Consider the following 20,691-nt stretch of genomic DNA (forward strand, 5'->3'; position numbering starts at 1 on the left):
GAGCCCATGCTCGCAGGGGCCGCCGGCCGTGGCAACGGCCGGCGGCCACCGCGTTCCCAAGATCCCGCGAGGGCCCGTTCTAGGCGTTCCGGAACAGCCCCACCAGGCTGGTCGCACTGGAGTCGCCGCGCCCGGCGGCCACCGCGCGGCCGAACGCGTCGGCCAGCAGCGCCGGCAGCGAGGCGTCCACCCCGGCGGCCTCCACCGTGTGCCGGACGTGCTCGACGCTGGCCAGCCCCATGGCGATCCGGTCGACGTCGCCCTCGTGGTGGCCGGCCGTGATCCGGGGCGCGTAGAACGCCAGGAAGCCGGGCATCGAGGCCGCCGTGGAGCTGGCGTACGGCAGGAACTCCTCCGCCGAGATGCCGTTGGCCTCGGCCACCGCGGTGGCGTGCAGGTAGCCGACCAGCGAGGTCCAGAAGAGGTCCATCTGGATCTGGTAGTACAGCTGGGCCAGCCCCGGGTCGTCACCGCGGTAGTCGGCGCCGGTCAGCACCTCCAGCGTCTCCCGGTGGCGCCGGAACGCCTCGACCGGGCCGCTGTAGAAGGTGGACGACTCCGGCTTGCCGATGCCCGACGGCGGCGACTGCACCCCGCCGGTGAGGTGGACGGCACCCAGCCCGGCCAGCCGGCGGGCGGCCTCCCGGGCCCGCTCCGGGGTGTCCGAGCTCAGGTTGACGACGACCCGCCCGGCGAGCGCGGCCCCGGCGGCGTCGAGGACGGCGAAGACCGCGTCGTAGTCGGTGAGGCTGAGTACGACCAGTTCGTTGGCGGCGACGGCGGCCGCGGCGCCGGGCGCGAGCACCGCGCCGCGCGCGACCAGCTCGTCGGCGCGGGCGGCGGTGCGGTTCCAGACCGTGACGGCGTGGCCGGCGTCCAGGTAGGCGCCGGCCATCGCCCGGCCCATCGGGCCGAGTCCGATCACGGTGACGGGCTGCTTGGCGGGCATGACGACAGAAGACACGGGGATCCCCCTCCGCTAGAACGAACGCTCTATCCAGAAGCACGCTAGCACGAACTCTGGAACGAACGCTCTATTCAGTCCGTGGCGAAGAGGCCCTAGACTCGCCGGGTGAAGACGACGACCACCGGCACCCGGGAGCGGATCGTCCGGGCCACTTCCCGGTTGCTGCAGCGCCAGGGCTACGAGGGCACCGGGATCAAGCAGATCTCGCGCGAGGCGGAGGCCACCCTCGGCTCCGTCTACCACTTCTTCCCGGGCGGCAAGCAGGAGTTGGCCGCGGAGGCGATCCGCCACGGCGACCAGGAGTTCGCCGGGCTGCTCCGCGCGGGGCTGGGCGCGGCGGACGATCCGGCCGAGGCGATCACCGCCTGCACCCGGCTCCTCGCCGAGGCGCTGCGCGCCTCCGACTGGCAGGACGGCTGCCCGATCACCAGCACCGCCCTGGAGACGGTGGGCCGCGCGCCCGTCATCGAACAGGCCGTCGGCGAGGCGTTCACGCACTGGCGCGCCATCGTCGAGGACCGGCTGCGGACCTCCGGCCTGGGCGCGGACGACTCCCGCGAACTGGCCGTCACGGTGGTCAACACCCTGGAGGGCGCGGAGCTCACCGCGCAGATCACCCGCAGCGAGGAACCGCTGCACCTGGCCGGCAAGCACCTGGCCCGCCTGATCACCGGCTACCGCTGACGGCCGGCCACCGCCGAGGGCCGGCTGTCGCTGATCACCGGTTACCGCTGACGGCCGGTTACCGCCGAGGGCCGGCCACCGCCGGGGGGGGTGGTCCGGCGCCCGGAAACGCCGAAGCGGCCGGCGTGGCAGGGGATCCCTTCCCACCACACCGGCCGCAGCTCCGGCCCCGCGCGCACTACGGCACGCGGGGCCCGTGCCCCGGCGGCCGGGCGACCGCGGCCAGGCCCACACCAGAGCCACGGCCACCCCGCCGCCGTTCCTCACGGCCGGGCCCGGTGGCGTACCCACCGCCACCGGACCCGACCCGTCGCGGCCCACCTGCCGCGACCACCCCGCCGCGGCCCACCTACCCGCGGCCGGGAGCCTTCCGGCGCCCGTCGCCTCCGGCACCGGATCCGTCCGGTACCCGAGCGCCCCGCGCCGGCATCCGTCCGGCGCCGGGAGCCACCCGACGCCGGAGGTCCAGCCCTGAATCGGGCTCAGGCAAGACCACGCCGGTGCGTCTCGGCCGCCACCGCGAGGTCCTCCCAGGCCATGCCGACGCTCTTGAAGAAGCGCGGCCGGTCGGTCGGCACCGGCGCCTCGCCGCGCACCAGCTCGGCCAGGTTCCAGAGCTCGTGGCCCTCCCCCACGCCGGCCATCAGCAGGTCACCGGCCTCCCGCAGCGCCGGCTCACGTGCCTCGACGTACAGCGCGGCCCGGCCGACCAGCACCGCGTCCACCTCCCGGGCGTCCGGCTCGTGCGAGCCGACCGCCGCCACGGCGGCGCGGTCGGGCACCAGCGCGCCGTCGAACAGCGGGGTGCGGGCGGTGGTGCAGCAGACCACGACATCGGCCTCGGCCACCGCGGCCGGCCCGCCCACCCCGGCCTCCAGGCCGCGGGCCCGGGCGTACCCGGCCAGCGCCTCGGCGGGCGCCGCGCTCCGGGCCACCACGGTGACCCGGGTCAGCGGCCGGACGGCGAGCAGCGCGTCCAGGTGCCCGTACGCCTGCGGGCCGGCGCCGAACAGCACCAGGTGCGCGGCGTCCGGCGCGGCCAGCCGGCGCATGGCGACGGCGGTGACGGCGGGCGTGCGCAGCGCGGTGAGCGCGGCGCCGTCGAGCAGCGCGACCGGCTGCAGGGTCGGCCCGTCCAGCAGCAGGTAGCTGCCGGTGATCCGGGGCAGGCCGACGGCCGGGTTCGCCGGGGCCACGCCGGCGATCTTGACACCGACGTGGTCGGGCGAGGCGGCCGGCATCAGCAGCAGCTCCCCGGCCGGTACCGGCATGGCCGAGCGGGCCGGTCCGGCCTCCGGGTCCAGCCCGTCCAGCAGCACCCGCTCGATCGCGTCGGCGGCCTCCCCCGGGGTCAGTCCGGCGGAGCCCGGCGCGGCGTGCTGGAGCGGCTCAGCGGCCGCGCCGGGCAGAGTGAGGGCGCCGGTGGACGGGCCGGCCGCCGCGTCCGCGGTCACGGCGCCCGCGGTCGGAGCGTCCGCCGGCGCCTGCGCCACGTCCGCGGTCACAGCAGGAACCCCGTTCCCAGCGTGTCGTCCGGCTCCAGCAAGAAGCTGTGCTCGCCGGTGCGGTGGGCGGCGCCGGTCACCTCGGTGACCACCCCGCCGGCGAGCGGGTCGCCCCCGGGCAGCACCCGGCCGGTGAAGACCGTGCCGATCACCGACTCGTGCCGCAGCTCCTCGCCCGGCGCGATCCGTCCCTCGGCGGCGAGCACGGCGAGCCGGGCCGAGGTGCCCGAACCACAGGGCGAGCGGTCGATCTGGCCGTCCGCGAAGACGGTGACGTTGCGCTGGTTCGGCGCGCCGTCGGCGGAGGGCAGCTCGTCGTACAGGATGACGCCGTAGACGCCGGAGAGCAGCGGGTCGTGCGGGTGCCGGACGGCCGGCGAGTCCTCCAGCGCGGCGCGGATCTCCCGGCCGGCGGCGGTGAGCTCGGCCAGCCGGCCGGGCTCGACGGACAGGCCCAGCGCCGCCGCGGGCACCGAGGCGTAGCAGGCGCCCGCGTGCGCGACGGCGACCTCGACGGTGCCGTGGGAGGTCTCCACCGGGAGCTGGAGCGCGCTGACGGCGGCCGGCACGTTGCGGAAGGTCACCCCGGTGGTGCGGCCCCCGGTCCGGTGCACCAGCGCGGTCACCCGCCCGGACGGGACGTCGATCCGCACACCGGCGACGCCGTCGTCCGGGGCCGTGACGAGACCTGAGTCCACCGCCCACGCGCCGAGCGCGATGGTGCCGTGGCCGCAGGCGGTCGAGTAGCCGTCCTTGTGCCAGAACAGCACGCCCAGGTGCGCCTCGTCGTCGTCCGGGGGCACCAGGAACCCGCCGTACATCCCGGCGTGCCCACGCGGCTCCCGGGTGAGCAGCTGCCGCACCCGGTCCAGCGCGCTGGGCCGGGGCGCGGTGGCGCTGCCGCCGGCGCCGATCGCGATCGCCCGGCGCTCGGCGACGGCGTCGCCGGGGATCACCGGCGCGCCGTCCAGGACGATCCGGAACGGCTCCCCCGCGGTGTGGTAGTCCACGGTCCGGACCTGCATCAGGCACCTCCGGCCGGGAGCAGGGTGACGGTGCGGCTCTGGGTGTAGAAGTCCAGGGCGGCCGTGCCCTGTTCGCGCCCGCCGTGGCTGGCGCCCTTGGCGCCGCCGAACGGCAGGTGGAAGTCGACGCCGCTGGAGGGCGCGTTGACCCGGATCATGCCCGCGTCCAGCCGGTCGGCGGCGACGAGCGCCGCGTCCAGGTCCCGGGTGTGGATCGAGGCGGAGAGGGTGTACGGCGTGTCGTTGGCGAGCGCGACGGCCTCGTCCAGGTCGGCGGCGGCGTGCAGCACCGCGACCGGGCCGAAGAACTCCTCGCGCCGCAGCGGGTGGTCGTCCGGGACGCCGGCGACCAGGGTCGGGTCGAGGTACCAGCCGGCCCGGTCCGGCGTGCCGCCGCCGGTCAGCACCTCCGCGCCGGCCTCCCGGGCCGAGGCGACCGCCGCGGTGATCTCGTCCCGGGTGGCGGCGCTGATGACCGGCCCGCAGGCCGTGTCGTCGACCTGCCCGAGGGCCTTGACCAGCGCGGCCCGCAGCGGCTCGTACGCCTCGCCGACGGCGACCACCCGGCTGGTGGCGGTGCACTTCTGCCCTGCGTAGCCGGCGATCGCGGCGGCCAGGTGGGCCGCGGCCTGGTCGATGTCGGCGTCCGGCAGGACGATCGCGGCGTTGAGGCCGCCGAGCTCGGCCTGGACCGGGACGCCGCGCTCGGTGGCGCTGCGCACGACCTGCCGGCCGACGCCGGTGGAGCCGGTGAAGGAGACCACGTCCGCGGCGGAGACCAGCTCCCCGCCCTCCGCGCCGCCGCCCGGCAGCACGGTGAACACGTCCTCGGGCAGCCCGGCCGCGGCCACCAGCTCGGCCAGCCGCAGCGCGCAGCCGATCGCCTCCGAGGACGGCTTCAGCACCACGGCGTTGCCCACGGCCAGCGCGGGGGCGGCCTTCCAGGTGGGGATCGCCAGCGGGAAGTTCCACGGCGTGATCAGCCCGGCCACCCCGTACGGGCGGCGGCGGGTGAGCAGCAGCCCGGGCCCGCCCGCGGTCTCGTGCACGGCGCCGGACGCCGCGTAGGGGGCCTGCGCGTAGTAGCGCCAGATCGCGGCCGTCCGGGCCACCTCGCCGCGCGCCTCGGCGAGCGGCTTGCCGACCTCGCGGACGACCAGCGCGGCCAGCTCGTCCGCGTGCGCCTCGACGGCGTCGGCGATCCGGGTGAGTGCGGCCGAGCGGGCGCCGGCCCCGGAGGCGAGCCAGCCGGGCTGCGCGGCCCGGGCGCGGCCCACGGCGGCGCGGACGGCGTCGGCGCCGGGGGCGGGCACCTCGGCGACGAGGTCCGTCGGGTCGGCGGGGTTGTACGAACGGATCGTCACAGCAGGGCTGCCCTTCGGTGGGTTTCGAACGGGGGTGGTGGGTGTCAGAGCAGGAAGCCGGCCGGGAACGGGTCGCTCGGGTCGAGGAAGTACTGGGCGGTGCCGGTGATCCACGCCCGCCCGGTGACGGTGGGGACGACGGCCGGCCGGCCGGCGACCTCGGTCTCCTCGACCAGGCGGCCGATGAAGGTGGTCCCGATGAACGAGTCGTTGCGGAAGTCCCGCCCGATCGGGAGCTCGCCGCGCGCGTGCAGCTGGGCCATCCGGGCGGAGGTGCCGGTGCCGCAGGGCGAGCGGTCGAACCAGCCGGGGTGGATGGCCATCGCGTGCCGGGAGTGCTCGGCGGTGGAGCCGGGGGCGAGCAGCTGGACGTGGTGGCAGCTGTGGATGGAGGGGTCCTCCGGGTGCACCGGCCGGTCGGGGCCGGCGTTGATGGCGTCCATCAGGGCCAGGCCGGCGTCGAGGATCTCCTGCTTGCGCTCGCGCTCGAAGGGCAGGCCGAACTCGGCGAGCGGCAGGATGGCGTAGAAGTTGCCGCCGTAGGCGAGGTCGTAGCCGACCGTGCCGTAGCCGGGCACCTCGATCTTGTTCTCCAGCGAGACCGAGTAGGAGGGCACGTTGCGGATGGTCACCGCGGTGGCGGCGCCGTTCTCGACCCGGACGTCGGCGATCACCAGGCCCGCGGGCGTGTCCAGCCGGACGGTGGTGACCGGCTCGACCACCGGCACCATGCCGGTCTCGACCAGCACGGTGGCGACGCCGATGGTGCCGTGGCCGCACATCGGCAGCAGGCCGGACACCTCGATGTAGAGCACGCCGAAGTCGGCGTCCGGGCGGGTGGGCGGCTGCAGGATCGCGCCGCTCATCGCCGCGTGGCCGCGCGGCTCGTACATCAGCAGGGTGCGGAAGTGGTCCAGGTGCTGCTGGAAGTGCACCCGGCGCTCGGCCATGGTGGCGCCCGGGATGACTCCGAACCCGCCGGTCACGACCCGGGTCGGCATGCCCTCGGTGTGCGAGTCGACGGCATGGAACACATGGCGGCTGCGCATGCGGCTACTGCTCCCATCGGGGGTGGTGGGGTGGTGGGCCGGGCCGGCTGCCCCCGCAGCCGGCCTTACCTCGGTGACGCCGGGCGGGGACTACGCGAGACCCTCGGCGAGCGCCTTCTCGGTGGCGGCGCGGACGGCCGCCTCGATCTCCGGGGTGAGCGGCAGGCGCGGCGCCCGGGTCGGACCGCCGCGGCGGCCGGCGATGTCCATGGAGAGCTTGATCGCCTGGACGAACTCGGTCTTGGAGTCCCAGCGCAGCAGCGAGTGCAGTGCCTTGTAGAGCGGCAGCGCGGTCTCCAGCTCGTGCGCGACGGCGGCGCGGTAGAGGGCGACGCTCGCCTCGGGCAGCGCGTTCGGGTAGCCGGCGATCCAGCCGACCGCGCCGGCCAGCGCCAGCTCCAGCAGCACGTCGTCGGCGCCGATCAGCAGGTCGAGGCCCGGGGCCAGCTCGGCGATCTCGTAGGCCCGGCGGACGTCGCCGCTGAACTCCTTGACCGCGACGATCGAGCCCTCGCCGTGCAGCTGGGCGAGCAGCGCGGGGACGAGGTCGACCTTGGTGTCGATCGGGTTGTTGTAGGCGACGATCGGCACGCCGGCCTTGGCCACCTCGGCGTAGTGGGCGCGGACGGCGTCGTGGTCGGCGCGGTAGGCGTTCGGCGGCAGCAGCAGGACGGAGCCGGCGCCGGCCTCGGCGGCCTGCTCGGCCCAGCGGCGGGACTCCGCGCTGCCGTAGGCGGCGACGCCGGGCATGACGCGCGAGCCGTCGCCCGCGGCCTCGACCGCGACCTCGACGATCCGGGCGCGCTCCTCGGCGGTGAGGGTCTGGTACTCGCCCAGCGAGCCGTTCGGTACGACGCCGTCGCAGCCCGAGTCGATCAGCCAGCGGACGTGCTCGGCGTAGGCGTCGTAGTCGACGGAGAGGTCGTCGCGCAGCGGGATCGTGGTGGCGACCATGATGCCGCGCCAGGGCCGGGTGGTGTCGTGCGGGGTGTGGGACACAGGTGACTCCTTGGTGAGGTGTGACATTTTATTGGACCGCGCGAGCGGAGACAAGAGTCCCCGCCGCGCGGCTTCGGAACCGCGGGTTCACGGCCGGTCCGGGCTCACGCGCCGTCGCCGGCCGGCCCGGCGGCTCCCGCCGCCAGCTGCGCCAGCGGCACCGGGCAGGACAGGGGACGGCTGTCCGCCCGGGGCTCCCCCGACATGCCGGAGAGGCAGGCCACCGCCGGGCCGCACATCCGGCCCTGGCACCAGCCCATCCCGGCCCGGGTGAGCAGCTTGACGGTCCGCGCGTCGCCGGCGCCGAGCTCCTCGACCGCCTCGGTGATCGCGGCGGCGGGGACCTCCTCGCAGCGGCAGACGTCGGTGTCCGGCCGCAGCCAGCCGGTCCAGCCGGGGCCGGGCCGGTGGGCCGCCGCCATCAGGTCGGCGAAGGCCCGCAGCCGGGCGCGGCGCCGGAGCACCGAACCGCGCGCAGTGGCCCCGGCCACCGCGTGCGCGGCCAGCTCGCCCTCGGCGATCGCCAGGTCGGCGCCGCCGACCCCGCAGGTCTCGCCGGCCGCCCAGAGCCCGGGGACGGTGGTGCGCAGCCCGGCGTCGACCTTCAGCGCGACCGCGCCGTCGGGCCCGGCCACCGTCTCGGCGCCGGCCTCGGTGGCGAGCTCGATCTGCGGCAGCAGGCCGTGGCCGACCGCGAGCGCGTCGCACTCGATCCGCTTCTCGGTGCCGGGCACCGGCCGCCACCGGGCGTCCAGCCTGGCGATGGTGACCCCGGTGACCCGGTCGGTCCCGTGGGCCTCGACGACGGCGGCGCGGCGGCGCAGCCGGACGCGGTGGCGCAGGAACGCCGTGCCGTGCACGAGGCCCTCGGCGAGCTTGGCCGGGACGCCGGCCAGCACGTGCGGGCGCCGGGCGTAGCCGAGGTAGTTCGTCGCCTCGACCACGGCGGGCACCTCGGCCCCGGCGGTGACCAGCGAGGAGGCCGCCGCGAGCAGCAGCGGACCGCTGCCGGCCACCACGATCCGGCGGCCGGGCAGGACCAGCCCGGACTTGAGCATGGCCTGGGCGCCGCCGGCGGTGACCACCCCGGGCAGCGTCCAGCCGGGGAACGGCAGCTGCCGCTCGTACGCGCCGGTGGCGAGCAGCACGGCGCCGGCCCGGACGGTCGCCCGGTCGTCGGCACCGGGGCCGAGGGTGGCGTGCACGGCCCACGCCGTGTCGCCCGCGCGCTCCAGCGCCCAGACCTGGTGGTTGCCGAGCAGGTCGACCCGGCCGGCCTCACGGTGCGCGGCGAGCCGGTCGGCGAGGCCGGTGTACGCGGACCACGCGTGGTGCAGCCGCTCGGGGCGGGCGGCGCCGAGGCCGGGCGCGGGGTGGCGGTAGAACTGGCCGCCGGTGCGCGCGCCCGCGTCGAGCAGGGCGCAGCGCAGGCCGAGGTCGGCGGCGGTCACGGCCGCGGCGAGGCCGGCCGGGCCGGCGCCGATCACGGCGAGGTCGTACCCGGGGCCGCCGGGGCGGGGGGCGTCAGACGGCGAGGTCGGCACGGCCGTTGCCCTCCTGGGTGGTGACGGTGGTGCCGGGCTCGGCCGGCAGCAGGCAGGTGCGCTGGTTGGGGCGCCCGTCGACGGTGGCCAGGCAGTCGAAGCAGACGCCGATCCCGCAGAACGCCCCGCGCGGCCTGCCGCCGACCCGGGTGGTGCGCCAGGCCAGCACGCCGTCGGCCCAGAGCGCGGCGGCGATCGTCTGCCCGGGCAGCGCGGGGACGGGCCGGCCGTCGAACTCGATGGTGTGGGCGGGGCCGGGCTCCGCCCCGACCAGGGCGGCCGGGGTCCGGCGCCGATTGGGCGGGTTCATCCGCGCGTTCTCCATTCCGAAGGTCCACTGTTCGATCGTTCCGGTCGCCCCGCCGCGTCGGGCTCCGCACCGGCCGGGCGCCGCCCGCCGGGCCCCGTCGCCCCGCCCGGCACTCCGCAGTGCGCCCTCCGCGCTCCGCGGAGCTCAGGCCGGAGCTCAGGCCGGAGCTCAGGCCGGGGCCGCCGCCGGGAAGCGGTCGGCCCGGAAGGGGGCGAGGTCCAGCTCCGGCTGCTTGCCGGTGAGCTGCTCGGTGATCAGCAGCCCCGTCGCCGGGGCGAGCCCGATGCCCGCGCCCTCGTGGCCGCAGGCGTGGTACAGCCCGGGCACCCGCGGGTCCGCGCCGATCGCGGGCAGGTGGTCCGGCAGGTAGGGCCGGAATCCCCGGTAGGCGCGCAGCACGGAGACCTCGGCGAGTACCGGGAACAGTGCCGCCGCCTGGGCGGCCAGCCGGTGCAGCACCTCCACCGACATCGTCCGGTCGAAGCCGACCCGCTCCCGGCTGGCGCCGATCAGCACCGGCCCGCCCGGCGTCCCCTCCACCACCGCCGAGGTCTGCAGCGCGGCCGAGCCGCTGGCCACGTCCGCGACGTAGTCCGCGGCGTAGACCTTGCGCCGGACGATCCGCGGCAGCGGCTCGGTGACCAGGACGAATCCGCGCCGCGGCAGCACCGGCAGGTGCACCCCGGCCAGCGCGGCCAGCTCGCCGCCCCAGGTGCCGGCCGCGTTGACCACGGCCGGCGCGGCCAGCCGCAGCCGGTCGGTCACCACGCCCCGCACGGCGCCGTCCGGGCCGGTCACCAGCTCGCGGACGGTCTCGCCGGTGTGGAGCGCGGCACCGGCCCGGCGGGCGGCGCGGAGCAGGTGGGCGGCGGCCAGCGCGGGCTGGACCTGGGCGTCCTGCGGGTAGTGGAAGCCGCCGGCCAGCCCGGGGGCGAGGTGCGGCTCCAGCTCGTGCAGCCGCTCGCCGGGGATCTCCTCGGCGACGACCCCGACCCCGGCCTGCTCGGCGGCGAAGGCGCGCAGGGCGTCCTGCCGGGCGGGCGTGGCGGCCACCACGAGGCCGCCCTTGGGCTCGTACTCCATCGCCTCGCCGAGCTCCTCGGCCAGGTCGAGCCAGAGCCGGGTGGAGAGCAGGGCGAGGTCGAGCTCGGGGCCGGGCTCCTTGTCGGAGACCAGCAGGTTGCCCTCGCCGGCGCCGGTGGTGCCGCCGGCCACCGGACCGCGGTCGACCACGGCGACGGCGAGCCCGGCGCGGGCGGCGTAGTAGGCGCAGGCGGCGCCGACCACTCCGGCGCCGACCACGACGACGTCCGGGGAAGGTCTCTGAGGCTTGGACACGACAGTAATATGTCACATGCCATCTCGCCTGCCAAGACCGCCCCGCCGGACGGGCGCGCGCATGCAGAGGCCCCGGCCCGCCGGGGTGCGGCGGGCCGGGGCCTCAGGACGGTTCAGCTTCTCGGACGGCGGCTCAGGTGATGTCGTCCATCTGCTCGTGCCGCGCGGCCGGGACCGGTGCGCTCGCCACCGGGGCCGCCGACGCCTCCACGGCCTCGGGCCCGCTCACCGACTGCACCGAGAGGTCCAGGTGCGAGGCCTCCTCGTCGTCCAGCGCGAGGTCGGGGTTGCGGCGCGCCCTGCGCTTGTCGTTGAAGAGCGCGATGCCGACGGCAACGAAGTACAGCGCCCAGATCGGCGCCGCCATCACCAGCATGCTGACCGGCTCGGCGCTCGGCGTGGCGAAGGCGGCGAACACGGTGATCGCCATCACCATGCCGCGCCACCAGCCGAGCAGCCGCTTCCCGGTGACCATGCCGACGACGTTCAGCATCACCAGCAGCAGCGGGAACTCGAAGGCGAGGCCGAAGACCAGCACCATCCGGGTGGCGATGTCGAAGTAGTCGTCGGGCGGCAGGATCGGGGTCGTCTCGGTCGGGGCGAACGAGATCAGCACCTCGACCGTGGTCGGCATCACCAGGAACGCGCAGCCCACGCCGGCCAGGAACAGCGGCGCGCCGCAGGCCATGAAGATCATCGTGTACTTGCGCTCGTGCTTGTGCAGACCGGGCGCCACGAAGGCCCAGAGCTGGTAGAGCCAGACCGGCACGGCGGCGACCACGCCGGCCGTCAGCGCGACCTTCAGCATCCAGTTGAAACCGGCGGTGAGGCCGACGGTGGAGACCTGCGCGCAGCGGCCCCCGTACTTCGTGGGGTCGTCGGGGTCGCACTGCGGAATCGGCTTCAGCAGGACCGACTCGATGTGCTTGTGGAAGATCAGCGCGACGATCGTGAACACCACGATCACCAGGACCGACTTGACCACGCGGTTCCGCAGTTCCCGCAGGTGGTCGGCGAGGGCCATCCGCCCCTCGGGATCCTTGGGCGCCTTCGACGCCTTGGAGAGCTTGCTCAACCCCGGTCCTCAACTCGTGCGTCGAGGCCCGCCGGTCGACGGGCCTCCGTGGTCGCGTGCGGCACCCGTTCCCGGGTACGGCGGATACCGCTCACTGCGGTCGGCCGGCGTCCCCGGCGGCCTGCTCGTTCACCGGCCGGGCGGTCGCGGCCGCCCCCGGCGCGGCCTGGATGGTCTTCGCCGGCGCGGCGTCGGTGACCGCGGGCGCTCCCTGGGCCGGCGCGGCCGGTTCGGCGGCGCCGTCGGACTTCATCGCCTTGGCCTCGCTCTTGAGGATCCGCATCGACTGGCCGAGCGAGCGCGCCAGCTCGGGCAGTCGCTTCGCGCCGAAGAGCACAATGGCAAAAACCACGATCACCAGGATCGCGGTCCCCGAGACCCGCATACTCGACCACCTTCAGTCACGGCGGCACCGGCGGGCCGCCCGCTGCGGGGATGGTAACCGCGGCGGGTAACGCCCTGACGACGGCCGCCCGAACAGGACAGCGGCCCCGGTCGCAAGGCACAGGAGCCAACTGAGAGCGTAACGCGCCCTACGCCGTCGGCAGCAGCCCCCGGCACCCCCCGGGCTCCCGATGTGCCGGGCGCCACGTCGGGCGCGGCCGGCCGGCCGGCCGGCCGGTCAGCGCTGGGGCACCGCCGCGGCAAGGTCCCCGGCCGCCTCGGCCAGCGCGCGCGAGGCGGTGTCCACCCCCTTCGCCAGCGCCCGTACGTCCAGCCAGAGCCGGATCGCGAGGACGCCGAGGACCATCAGACCGGCGGTGACGAGCAGGACGGCGGCGACGAGCATCCAGGACATGCCCACCACCCTATCGACCCGGGCCCGGCCGCCGGGTCCCCGCGGCGGGCCTCAGCCCTCGGCCGGCACCAGCCGCATCGTCCGCACCCCGGCCCCGGTCAGCGCCGTGACGATCTTCTCCCCCGCCGGCTTGCGCACCGAGGCCCCGCAGAGCGGGCAGCCGAAGCTGTAGTGCGCCTGTGCCGGGGTGCGGCCGAGCGTGAGGCGGAACTCCTCCGCGGGCAGCTCGACCTTCTCCCGGCACTCGGAGCAGTACACCTTGAACCTGGTCCCCGGCTCCACGGGGCTCAGACCAGACCCGCCGCGGCGGCCGGCGGCTCGCCGTAGGCCGCCAGCGCCTCCTGCGCGGCCGCGCGCGCCTGCTCCGCGAGCTCCGGCGGCGAGACGATCCGCCCGTCCCGGCCCAGCCGCAGCGCCAGCGGGCGAAGCTGGGAGGGGTCGGCGCTGCGCAGGGTGATCCGCAGGCCGCCGTCGGGCAGCTCCTCGGCGCGGTCGTGGGTGTAGTACTCGGCGACCCAGCGCCCGCCGGAGGTGACCTCGACGACCACCTCGGGGTCGTCGGCGGACGGGTTCACCAGCCCGCCGGAGAGGTCGCGCGGCTCGCGCTTCGGCGGGTCGGAGGGGACGTCCAGGACCTTGATCTCGGCGACCCGGTCGAGCCGGAACATCCGGTGGTCCTCGGAGGTCCGGCACCAGGCCTCCAGGTAGGTGTGCCCCTCGGTGAGCAGCCGGATCGGGTCGACCTCGCGCTCGGTCATGCCGCCGCGGCCGTGCGAGTAGTAGCGCAGCCAGAGCCGGCGGCCCTCGCTGAGCGCACGGTCGATGTCGGCGAAGACGTGGCTCTCGGCCTCGAAGGTGACGCCGACCCGGGCGCTGCCCTCGGCACTGTCGCCGGCCGCGTTCTCGATCTTGGCGACGGCGCGGGTGAGCGCCTCCCGGTCGCCGGCGCGCAGGCCGGGCAGGCCGGCCACCGCACGGGCGGCCACCAGCAGCGCGGTCGCCTCGTCGGCGGCCAGCCGCAGCGGCTGGGCGACGTCGTCGACGTTGTGCCACCAGATCCGCTCGCCGTCGGTGTCGATGTCGAGCAGGTCGCCGCCGCGGAAGCTGGTGCCGCACATCGGCAGCACGTTGAGGTCGCCGATCAGCTCGCGCTCGGTGATGCCGAAGGCGCGGGCCACCTCGGCCACCTCGGCGCCGGGGCGCTCACGCAGGTAGGTGACCAGCGACAGCATCCGCCGGGTCTGGTCGATCGCGTTGCTCATGCCCGTACTCCTTCGACACCGTCAACCGCGGCGGCCCCCTCGGCCGTGGCGGCCCCGTCCACCGCCACGCCGGCGACCGCGCGCAGCCGCTCGATCACGTCGGCGCGCAGCTCCTCCGGACCGAGCACCAGCACGTCCGGGCCGAACTCGGCGAGGTCGGCGCCGAGCCCGTTGCCGTAGGGGATCTCCAGTTCGTCCCAGGTCCCGTCGACCCGCCGGGAGCTCAGCGCCTTGGTGCGCAGCGGGAAGCCGGCGTCCCGGCGGACCCGTACCGCGGCGGTGGCGGTGGCGCCCTCGCCGGCGAACTTGGCCACCGTGGCACGGACGTCGACGTGCTCGGGGACGGTGCCGAGGAAGGCGCCGGAGCGGGCGCGGACCTTGCCGGTGATCCGGCTGAGCCGGAAGACGCGGGCGTCGCCGCGGTCGCGGTCCCAGCCGGCCAGGTACCAGTGGCCGCGCCAGCACTCCAGCGCCCAGGGCTCGACGGCGCGCTGCTCGACGGCGGCGGCCCCGGCCTTGCGGTACTCGAAGGTGACCGGGCGGCGGTCGCGGGCGGCGGTGAGCAGCGGCTCGAAGGCGGCCTCGCGGGCGGGGATGCGCGGCTCCAGGGCGGTGCGGCCCTCGGGCTCGGTGAAGGGCACGCCGGCGGCGCGCAGCTTCTGCAGGGCGCCGCTGGCCGCGCCGGACATCTTGGCCTGCTGCCAGACCCGGGCGGCCAGGGTGAGCGCGGCGGCCTCCTCGGCGTCCAGGGCGATCTCGGGCAGGCGGTTGCGGTCCGCGCGGGCGAGGTAGCCGAGCTCGCCGTCCAGGGCGTTCTCGTCGACGTCGATGACCAGGCCGAGCTCGCGCAGGTCGTCCTTGTCGCGCTCGAACATCCGGTTGAAGGCGTCCTCGCTGCTGCTCTGCCAGGCTTCGCGGTAGGCCTCGATGGACTCCCGCAGCTCCTTCTTGGAGAGCGGCCGTCTGGTGTTCATCAGGCACAGGGCGAGATTCATCAGCCGCTCTGCCTTGGCGATCGCCATCGCTGACCCTTCCGGTGTGCCGCGCCGCGCGCGGGGTGCGCCCGCCGGGCGGTCCTCGACCCGGCGGGACCGACCGTACCGGTAGCGGTACGCACTGCAAAAGCCGAGTCCGCAAACGCGTGGGGCCGCACCCCCGGCAGGGGGGTGCGGCCCTCGCTCGCGACCGGTCGGGACCGGGTCAGACGGCGATCAGGTCGACGACGAAGATCAGCGTCGAGTTGGCCGGGATGGCCGGGGTCGGCGACTGCGCGCCGTAGCCCAGCTTCGCCGGGATGACCAGCTCGCGGCGACCGCCGACCTTCATGCCGACGACGCCCTGGTCCCAGCCCTTGATGACGCGGCCGGCGCCGAGCGGGAACTTGAAGGTGCTGTTGCGGTTCCAGCTGGCGTCGAACTCCTCGCCGGTCTCGAAGGTGACACCGACGTAGTGCACCTCGACGACCTGGCCCGGCTTGGCCTCCTCGCCGGTGCCGACCTCGATGTCGCGGATCTGGAGCTCGGTCGGGGCGTCGCCGCCCGGGAAGTCGATCTCCGGCTTCGTCTTGTTGCTCACAACTGCCTCTTCTCGGTTTCGGTTCCATCCATGACCAAGCGGCGGGCGCCCGCACCCGGTCCGTTCCCGGACCACGGTACGGGCGCCCGCCGCCCGTCCGGACTCAGGCCACGCGGCCGAGCCCGAAGGTCACACGCGGACCATTGTCCCTCGAAAGTGGATCAGCCCTGACCCGCATCCAGGATGTCGACCACGAACACCAGGGTGGAGTTGGCCGGGATGTCGCCCTGGCCCTTGTCGCCGTACGCCAGCGCGGCGGGGATGACCAGCTCGACGCGGCTGCCGACGGTCTGGCCCTCCAGGCCCTGGTCCCAGCCGGCGATGACCTGGCCGCCGCCCACCGGGAAGGAGAACGCCTGGCCCTTGCTCAGCGAGGAGTCGAAGACCTTGCCGTCCTTGAAGAGGGCACCGGTGTACTGGACGACGACCTTCTCGCCCTTCTCCACCTTGGGGCCGGTGCCCTTGATCAGGACGTGGCTCTTGAGCTCGGTCGGCTCGGCGGCGCCCTTCACCGGGGTGATCTCGGCCGGCTTCTTGCCGTTGTCCTTCACCTGCGGGAAGTCCGCGGGCGGCGGGGTGACGGTGCCGCCGACCACGGCGTCGGGCGCGTTGGCGTTGCGGATGTCGATGACGAAGACCAGGTTGTCCTTGGCCCCGATCGACATGCTCGGGTTGCCCTGGGCGCCGAACGCGGCGGCCGGCGGGGCCACCACGAGCAGCCGGCTGCCGGCCTTCTTGCCGAGCACGGCCTGGTCCAGCGCCGGGATCAGCGCGTCGGTGCCGGCCTGGAAGATCTGCGGCTTGCCCTTCTCGTCGTACGAGCTGGGGATGTCCTTGCCGGTGTTCCAGTCCTTGGCGGTGTAGTCGACCGAGGCCCAGGAGTTCTTCTCGACCTTGGCGCCGCTGCCCTCGGAGAGGACCTTCACCACGAAGCTGCCGTCGGCCTGCTCGCCGGGCACCTCGATGCCGGCCTTCTTGCCGAACTCGCCGGTGATCGTCGGCAGCACCTTGGCGCTGTCCTTGATCGGCGGGACGGGGTCGGCGGTCGGCGTGGCCGGCGCGGTCTTCACCGCGTCGGGCTTGGCCGCGGTGTCGGACTTCGAGTCGCCGCCGTCCTTGTTCACCAGGTACAGCGTGACGCCGCTGCCGACCAGCAGCAGGGTGAGCACGGTGCCGAGGATCACACCCAGCTTGCCGACGCCGGGCGGGTTCTCGTCGTACCCGGCCTCCGAGTTCTCCTGGCGGCGCACGTTGGACGCGAAGATCTGCGGGGTGTCCTCGGTCTTCGTCGCGCCCGCCGACGGCTGGCTCTGGCCGGGCTGCGCCCAGCCGGCCTGCTGCTTCAGGATCGACGGCGGTACGACGATCGACTCGCCGTCGCCGGGCAGCGGGCCGCCGGGACGCGAGTCGGCCGGGTCCCCGGAGGAGTTCCCGTTCGCGGTGCCGGCCCCGCCCGGGCTCGACGCATTCTCAGACATGACTCCCCATCCATCTCGCCACGAGGTCTTCGAGGTCTACGGCCGGCGTGGTGAGCGCCGGGGTGCTGTCGCACTGCCGCCCGGGACCCGGACGCCGGCGGCGCCTACCACAGTGCGAGGGCAGTATGACAGGTCAGGATGAGGGCGGACGCTTCCGTGTGCGAGCGCCCGCCCAAGCGTACGGAATCCCACCCGCCGCTCCTAGACCCTCTCTTTCGGATCTTGCCGGGCGCGCGGTCAACAACCCCGCGGGTCCTGGACCGCCCGGGCGTCCCGACCGCGCCGCAATCCCGAACCGCCCGGGCGTCCCGCCCCTGCCGCAATCCCGACCCCGCGGCCCCGAGAGGCCTAGACCGCCTCAAGGATGTCGATCACGAACACCAGCGTCGAGTTCGCCGGCACCGCGCCCTGCGCCTGGTCCTTGTAGCCGAGCGCCGGCGGCACCACCAGCTCCACCCGGCTGCCGACGGTCTGGCCCACCAGGCCCTTGTCCCAGCCCTCGATCACGCTGCCGGTGCCGATCTGCAGCGCCTGCGCGCCGCCGTGGCTCCAGGACGAGTCGAACTGCTGGCCGTTGCTCCAGAGCACCCCGGTGTACTGCACGACCAGGGTCTGCCCGGCCTTCACCTGCTTGCCCTCGCCCTTGATCAGCACGGCCTGCTGGAGCTCGGTCGGCGCGGGCTGGCCGGGCGGGATGGTGATGGTCACGGGGGCCTTCCCGTTGTCCTTCACCTGCGGCATGGTCGGCGGCGGCTGCGTCATCGTCCCGGAGAGGGTGGAGTCCGGCGGCAGGCTCTCCATGATGTCCAGCACGAACACCACGGTGTCCCCGGGGCCGACGCCGAGCTGGGTGTTGCCCTGTTCGCCGAAGGCCGCGGCCGGCGGGGCCACCACCAGCAGCCGGCTGCCGACCTTCTTGCCGATCACGCTCTGGTCGAACGCCGGCACCAGCTGGCCGCTGCCCGCCTGGTAGAGCTGCGGCTTGCCGCCCGCGTCGTAGGAGCTCGGCAGGTCCTTGCCGGTCGTCCAGTCCTTGGCGGTGTAGTTCACCGTCACCCAGTCGCCCTTGTTCACCGTGGAGCGGTCGCCCTCGCTCACGGTGTTGACGACGAACTGGCCGCTCGGCGGTCCGTCGGGGATGGTGATCGTGGCCTTGCTCCCGAACCCGCCGCCCGACACGGTCGGCATCGGCGAGGCCTCGGACACCGGCGAGGGCACGGTGGGGGCCGCGGTGGGCGAAGTGGGTGTCGCCGGGCTGGTCGCCTTGGTGGAGCTGCTGCAGGCGACCGCCAGGAGCAGGGGCAGGGTGAGAAGCAAACCGGCGGTGCGGCGCACGGCGTTCCTAACTGTCGGTCGTAGTCGACTCTCCGGACTCGACCGACAGCGTATGCCCAGGCGGCGCCGGGCCCCGGTAGACACCACCGGGGCCCGGCGCCGACGAAGATCACAGTCCCGCGGGGATCACATCCCGGCGATCAGCTTCTCCACCCGCTCGTCCACCGAGCGGAACGGGTCCTTGCACAGCACCGTCCGCTGCGCCTGGTCGTTCAGCTTCAGGTGGACCCAGTCCACCGTGAAGTCCCGGCGCTGCTCCTGCGCCCGGCGGATGAAGTCCCCGCGCAGCCGGGCCCGGGTGGTCTGCGGGGGGATCGACTTGGCCTCGAAGGTCTTGAGGTCGGTGGTCACCCGCTGCGCCTGGCCCTTGCCCTGGAGCAGGTAGAACAGCCCGCGCCGGCGGTGGATGTCGTGGTACGCGAGGTCGATCTGGGCGATCCGCGGGTTGGACATGCTCATCTGGTGCTTCTCGCGGTAGCGCTCGATGAGCTTGTACTTCATGATCCAGTCGATCTCGCCGGCCACCCCGTCGAGCCGCTCGGTGCGGACCGCCTCCAGGGTGCGGCCCCAGAGGTCCAGCACCCGGGCGATGGTCCCGGTGTTGATGCCCTTGCGGTCGGCGAACTCCAGCGCCTTGGTGAAGTACTCCTCCTGGATGTCCAGCGCGCTGGCCTCCCGGCCGTTGGCGAGCCGGACCTGGTGGGTGCCGGTGAGGTCGTGGCTGACCTCGCGGATCGCCCGGATCGGGTTCTCCAGCGTGAGGTCGCGCATCACCACCCCGGCCTCGATCAGCCGCAGCACCAGGTCGGTGGCGCCCACCTTGAGCAGCGTGGTGGTCTCCGACATGTTGGAGTCGCCGACGATGACGTGCAGCCGGCGGTAGCGCTCGGCGTCTGCGTGCGGCTCGTCGCGGGTGTTGATGATCGGGCGGGAGCGGGTGGTCGCCGAGCTCACGCCCTCCCAGATGTGCTCGGCGCGCTGGCTGACGCAGTAGACCGCGCCGCGCGGGGTCTGCAGCACCTTGCCGGCGCCGCAGATCAGCTGCCTGGTCACCAGGAACGGGATCAGGACGTCCGCCAGCCGGGAGAACTCGCCGTGCCGGGCCACCAGGTAGTTCTCGTGGCAGCCGTAGGAGTTGCCGGCCGAGTCGGTGTTGTTCTTGAAGAGGTAGACGTCCCCCGCGATGCCCTCCTCGTGCAGCCGCCGCTCGGCGTCCACCAGGAGGCCTTCGAGGATGCGCTCGCCGGCCTTGTCGTGCGTCACCAGCTCGACGACGTCGTCGCACTCGGGGGTGGCGTACTCGGGGTGGGAGCCGACGTCGAGGTAGAGCCGGGCACCGTTGCGCAGGAACACGTTGCTGCTACGGCCCCAGGAGACAACACGGCGGAAGAGGTACCGTGCCACCTCGTCCGGCGACAGCCGCCGCTGCCCGCGGAACGTGCAGGTGACGCCGTACTCGTTCTCCAGCCCGAAGATCCGGCGGTCCATGAGGCGTCCTCCTAGATGGGAGCTGTCCGAAACCGCCTCCGCGACGCCGTGCCGGCCGCCGCAGGGGCACCGGAGTCCCGTACGCCGGCGGACCGCCGCCGTACGGGACTCGCCGGGTACTGCTAGTCCGACGGCCCTCCGGCCGCCGGCTTCTCCTCGTCGTCCGTCTCGGCGGACTGGTCGCCGTCGAGCAGCCGGGCGAGCTGGCCGCCCAGGATCCGCTTGAACTTGCGCTGCTGGAAGCGCTGGCGGTCCAGCACCGCCACCTCCAGCTGTTCGGGGGTGAGGGTGCGCGGGGTGCTGCCGTTCGGGTCCCGGGCGAGGGAGTCCACGGCGACCTTGACCGCCTCGGTCAGCGAGAGCCCGCTGCGGTGGCGCTGCCCCAGGTAATTGCCGATCGAGTCGGCGTTGCCGCCCACCACGACGTGGTTCTTCTCGTCGACGACCGAGCCGTCCGGCGTGAGCCGGTAGATCTGGTCCTCGTCGGGGGTGCGGCCGACCTCGGCCACGATCAGCTCCACCTCGTACGGCTTCTCGCCGACCGAGGAGAAGATGGTGCCGAGCGTCTGGGCGTAGACGTTGGCCAGACCCCGGGCGGTGACGTCGGCCCGGTCGTAGGAGTAGCCGCGCAGGTCGGCGTAGCGGACGCCGCCGATGCGCAGGTTCTCGAACTCGTTGTACCGGCCGACCGCCGCGAAGGCGATCTTGTCGTAGATCTCGGAGACCTTGTGGAGCGCCCGGGAGGTGTTCTCGGCGACGAAGACGATGCCGTCGGCGTAGGTGAGCACGACCACGCTGCGACCGCGCGCGATGCCCTTGCGGGCGTACTCCGCGCGGTCCGCCATGGCCTGCTGGGGCGAGACGTAGAACGGTGTCGACACCGGCGGTCGTCCC

General features: G+C 74.5%; 21 protein-coding genes. 1 reads left to right on the plus strand and 20 read right to left on the minus strand.

The features are described 5' to 3' along the window. Positions 1-79: 79 nt before the first annotated feature. Positions 80-949 carry an NAD(P)-binding domain-containing protein gene (locus tag RMN57_RS09890; RefSeq protein ID WP_313767760.1) on the minus strand — a complete coding sequence of 290 codons (870 nt, stop codon included), beginning with the start codon at positions 947-949 and terminating at the stop codon, positions 80-82. 123 nt (positions 950-1,072) lie between these two features. On the opposite strand from RMN57_RS09890, the gene RMN57_RS09895 reads away from it, so the two are divergent. After that, positions 1,073-1,651 (plus strand): TetR/AcrR family transcriptional regulator, encoded by a 579-nt coding sequence (locus RMN57_RS09895; protein ID WP_313763023.1) that lies wholly within the window; start codon positions 1,073-1,075, stop codon positions 1,649-1,651. Between the two features lie 482 nt (positions 1,652-2,133). Here the strand turns inward: RMN57_RS09895 and RMN57_RS09900 are convergent, their stop codons facing one another. The 19 genes from RMN57_RS09900 to prcA form a co-directional block, all read right to left on the minus strand. Next, positions 2,134-3,156: an ornithine cyclodeaminase family protein gene (locus RMN57_RS09900; protein WP_313763024.1), complete on the minus strand. Its 1,023-nt coding sequence runs from the start codon at positions 3,154-3,156 to the stop codon at positions 2,134-2,136. Then, on the minus strand, positions 3,153-4,181 hold the full coding sequence (locus RMN57_RS09905) for a proline racemase family protein (RefSeq protein ID WP_313763025.1): 1,029 nt from the start codon (positions 4,179-4,181) through the stop codon (positions 3,153-3,155). Before RMN57_RS09905 ends, RMN57_RS09900 begins: the two co-directional genes overlap by 4 nt. Next, positions 4,181-5,545 carry an aldehyde dehydrogenase family protein gene (locus tag RMN57_RS09910; RefSeq protein ID WP_313763026.1) on the minus strand — a complete coding sequence of 455 codons (1,365 nt, stop codon included), beginning with the start codon at positions 5,543-5,545 and terminating at the stop codon, positions 4,181-4,183. Before RMN57_RS09910 ends, RMN57_RS09905 begins: the two co-directional genes overlap by 1 nt. 44 nt (positions 5,546-5,589) lie before the next feature. Next, a complete protein-coding gene (locus RMN57_RS09915) occupies positions 5,590-6,594 on the minus strand; it encodes a proline racemase family protein (RefSeq protein ID WP_313763027.1) in 1,005 nt (334 codons plus the stop codon). Between the two features lie 90 nt (positions 6,595-6,684). Next, entirely contained in the window at positions 6,685-7,548 is an 864-nt protein-coding gene (locus RMN57_RS09920; RefSeq protein ID WP_255751613.1) for a dihydrodipicolinate synthase family protein, read from the minus strand. A gap of 149 nt (positions 7,549-7,697) precedes the next feature. Continuing rightward, entirely contained in the window at positions 7,698-9,137 is a 1,440-nt protein-coding gene (locus RMN57_RS09925; protein WP_313763028.1) for an NAD(P)/FAD-dependent oxidoreductase, read from the minus strand. Continuing rightward, entirely contained in the window at positions 9,118-9,447 is a 330-nt protein-coding gene (locus RMN57_RS09930; RefSeq protein ID WP_313763029.1) for a (2Fe-2S)-binding protein, read from the minus strand. The genes RMN57_RS09925 and RMN57_RS09930 overlap by 20 nt, the downstream gene beginning before the upstream one ends. Positions 9,448-9,615: 168 nt before the next feature. Next, positions 9,616-10,785, minus strand: a complete 1,170-nt coding sequence (locus RMN57_RS09935; RefSeq protein ID WP_313763030.1) for an FAD-binding oxidoreductase — start codon at positions 10,783-10,785, stop codon at positions 9,616-9,618. Positions 10,786-10,918: 133 nt separating this feature from the next. Continuing rightward, on the minus strand, positions 10,919-11,809 hold the full coding sequence (gene tatC / locus RMN57_RS09940; protein WP_380235358.1) for a twin-arginine translocase subunit TatC: 891 nt from the start codon (positions 11,807-11,809) through the stop codon (positions 10,919-10,921). A gap of 142 nt (positions 11,810-11,951) precedes the next feature. Next, complete coding sequence (gene tatA, locus RMN57_RS09945) at positions 11,952-12,245, minus strand: Sec-independent protein translocase subunit TatA (RefSeq protein ID WP_313763032.1); 294 nt, start codon at positions 12,243-12,245, stop codon at positions 11,952-11,954. A gap of 237 nt (positions 12,246-12,482) precedes the next feature. Beyond that, positions 12,483-12,659 (minus strand): hypothetical protein, encoded by a 177-nt coding sequence (locus tag RMN57_RS09950; protein WP_238739908.1) that lies wholly within the window; start codon positions 12,657-12,659, stop codon positions 12,483-12,485. A gap of 51 nt (positions 12,660-12,710) precedes the next feature. Next, positions 12,711-12,941, minus strand: a complete 231-nt coding sequence (locus tag RMN57_RS09955) for a hypothetical protein (protein ID WP_313763033.1) — start codon at positions 12,939-12,941, stop codon at positions 12,711-12,713. Positions 12,942-12,946: 5 nt separating this feature from the next. Next, on the minus strand, positions 12,947-13,921 hold the full coding sequence (locus tag RMN57_RS09960) for a WYL domain-containing protein (protein ID WP_313763034.1): 975 nt from the start codon (positions 13,919-13,921) through the stop codon (positions 12,947-12,949). Next, positions 13,918-14,943 carry a WYL domain-containing protein gene (locus RMN57_RS09965; protein ID WP_313763035.1) on the minus strand — a complete coding sequence of 342 codons (1,026 nt, stop codon included), beginning with the start codon at positions 14,941-14,943 and terminating at the stop codon, positions 13,918-13,920. The genes RMN57_RS09960 and RMN57_RS09965 overlap by 4 nt, the downstream gene beginning before the upstream one ends. Before the next feature lie 178 nt (positions 14,944-15,121). Next, positions 15,122-15,496 carry an FKBP-type peptidyl-prolyl cis-trans isomerase gene (locus RMN57_RS09970; protein WP_313763036.1) on the minus strand — a complete coding sequence of 125 codons (375 nt, stop codon included), beginning with the start codon at positions 15,494-15,496 and terminating at the stop codon, positions 15,122-15,124. A 161-nt stretch (positions 15,497-15,657) separates the two neighbouring features. After that, positions 15,658-16,974 (minus strand): FKBP-type peptidyl-prolyl cis-trans isomerase, encoded by a 1,317-nt coding sequence (locus RMN57_RS09975; protein ID WP_313763037.1) that lies wholly within the window; start codon positions 16,972-16,974, stop codon positions 15,658-15,660. Positions 16,975-17,322: 348 nt separating this feature from the next. Further along, positions 17,323-18,309 (minus strand): FKBP-type peptidyl-prolyl cis-trans isomerase, encoded by a 987-nt coding sequence (locus tag RMN57_RS09980; protein WP_313763038.1) that lies wholly within the window; start codon positions 18,307-18,309, stop codon positions 17,323-17,325. A 126-nt stretch (positions 18,310-18,435) separates the two neighbouring features. Beyond that, entirely contained in the window at positions 18,436-19,797 is a 1,362-nt protein-coding gene (pafA, locus tag RMN57_RS09985; RefSeq protein ID WP_238739914.1) for a Pup--protein ligase, read from the minus strand. A gap of 122 nt (positions 19,798-19,919) precedes the next feature. Next, entirely contained in the window at positions 19,920-20,678 is a 759-nt protein-coding gene (gene prcA, locus RMN57_RS09990) for a proteasome subunit alpha (protein ID WP_313763039.1), read from the minus strand. Between the last annotated feature and the right edge of the window lie 13 nt (positions 20,679-20,691).

The organism is Kitasatospora sp. CM 4170 (genome assembly GCF_032110285.1).
In the GTDB taxonomy this organism is placed as follows: Bacteria; Actinomycetota; Actinomycetes; order Streptomycetales; family Streptomycetaceae; genus Kitasatospora; species Kitasatospora aburaviensis.